This is a genomic window from Photorhabdus viridis (genome assembly GCF_040256935.1).
GTDB lineage: Bacteria > Pseudomonadota > Gammaproteobacteria > Enterobacterales > Enterobacteriaceae > Photorhabdus > Photorhabdus viridis.
The window spans coordinates 1-1,402 of sequence record NZ_JBEJZY010000149.1; the positions used below are offsets into that span (position 1 = coordinate 1).

The window sequence follows — 1,402 nt, forward strand, 5'->3', positions numbered from 1 at the left end:
AACACTGAGGCGTGATGACGAGCCGCTACGGCGGTGAAGTGGTTGATGCCCGGCTTCCAGGAAAAGCCTCTAAGCATCAGGTGACATTGAATCGTACCCCAAACCGACACAGGTGGTCAGGTAGAGAATACTCAGGCGCTTGAGAGAACTCGGGTGAAGGAACTAGGCAAAATGGTGCCGTAACTTCGGGAGAAGGCACGCTGGCAGCAGGTGAAGGGCGTAGCGCCCGGAGCCGAAGCCAGTCGCAGAGACCAGCTGGCTGCAACTGTTTATTAAAAACACAGCACTGTGCAAACACGAAAGTGGACGTATACGGTGTGACGCCTGCCCGGTGCTGGAAGGTTAATTGATGGGGTTAGCCGCAAGGCGAGGCTCTTGATAGAAGCCCCAGTAAACGGCGGCCGTAACTATAACGGTCCTAAGGTAGCGAAATTCCTTGTCGGGTAAGTTCCGACCTGCACGAATGGCGTAATGATGGCCAGGCTGTCTCCACCCGAGACTCAGTGAAATTGAACTCGCTGTGAAGATGCAGTGTACCCGCGGCAAGACGGAAAGACCCCGTGAACCTTTACTATAGCTTGACACTGAACATGGAGCCTTGATGTGTAGGATAGGTGGGAGGCAGTGAAGTGTGGACGCCAGTCTGCATGGAGCCATCCTTGAAATACCACCCTTGAATGTTCGATGTTCTCACCCAGGTGCGTGACCCGCATCGGGGACAGTGTCTGGTGGGTAGTTTGACTGGGGCGGTCTCCTCCTAAAGCGTAACGGAGGAGCACGAAGGTTGGCTAATCACGGTCGGACATCGTGAGGTTAGTGCAAAGGCATAAGCCAGCTTGACTGCGAGAGTGACGGCTCGAGCAGGTACGAAAGTAGGTCTTAGTGATCCGGTGGTTCTGTATGGAAGGGCCATCGCTCAACGGATAAAAGGTACTCCGGGGATAACAGGCTGATACCGCCCAAGAGTTCATATCGACGGCGGTGTTTGGCACCTCGATGTCGGCTCATCACATCCTGGGGCTGAAGTCGGTCCCAAGGGTATGGCTGTTCGCCATTTAAAGTGGTACGCGAGCTGGGTTTAGAACGTCGTGAGACAGTTCGGTCCCTATCTGCCGTGGGCGTTGGAAGATTGAAAGGGGCTGCTCCTAGTACGAGAGGACCGGAGTGGACGCACCGCTGGTGTACGGGTTGTCATGCCAATGGCATAGCCCGGTAGCTAAGTGCGGAAGAGATAACCGCTGAAAGCATCTAAGCGGGAAACTTGCCTTGAGATGAGTCTTCCCTTGACTTTAAGGTCACGGAAGGAACGTTTAAGACGAAGACGTGGATAGGCTGGGTGTGTAAGTGCAGCGATGCATTGAGCTGACCAGTACTAATGAACCGAGCGGCTTAACCTTACAAC

The 1,402-nt window shown here is 54.2% G+C and carries 1 rRNA gene; it reads left to right on the forward strand.

Annotated elements, in window-relative coordinates:
• Positions 1-1,397, forward strand: a 23S ribosomal RNA gene (locus ABR397_RS22615); the annotation flags it as partial.
• Positions 1,398-1,402 lie beyond the last annotated feature (5 nt).